Source organism: Bacillus cereus group sp. BfR-BA-01379, from assembly GCF_022663605.1.
GTDB lineage: Bacteria > Bacillota > Bacilli > Bacillales > Bacillaceae_G > Bacillus_A > Bacillus_A mobilis.
Window position 1 is genome coordinate 1 of record NZ_JAKUFT010000202.1, and the last position, 426, is coordinate 426.

A 426-nucleotide genomic window follows, 5' to 3' on the forward strand; every position below is an offset into this window, starting at 1 on the left:
TTTCCGTCTGCGTGAGGTGTATCTCCTCCGGTATTTTGTTGTTGTTCTTGTTGGTTGTGTTGTTCTTCTTCAGCTTTCTTTCTAGCAGCCTCTTCTTCAGCTTTCTTTCTAGCAGCTTCTTCTTCGGCTTTCTTTCTAGCGGCTTCTTCGTCAGCAGCCTTTTTCTGAGCTTCTTCTTGTTGTTTACGTTGTTGTTCTTGTTGCTGTTGTTGCTCTTGTTGTTTACGCTGTTCTTCAGCAGCCTTTTTCTGAACTTCTTCTTGTTTTAGTTTATCTTCATTAGCTTTTTTCTGAGCTTCTTCGTCAGCCTTCTTCTTAGCCTCTTCGTCAGCTTTCTTCTTAGCCTCTTCATCAGCTTTCTTCGGGTCTGGAGTTCCGCCAGGTGCAGTGAAGGATGCACCAACTGCAGGGCTTGTTCCATTACCT

General features: G+C 44.1%; 1 pseudogene. It reads right to left on the minus strand.

Features of this window, described 5'->3' with window-relative positions:
* A pseudogene (locus MR113_RS27460) lies at positions 1-426 on the minus strand (penicillin-binding protein); the annotation flags it as partial.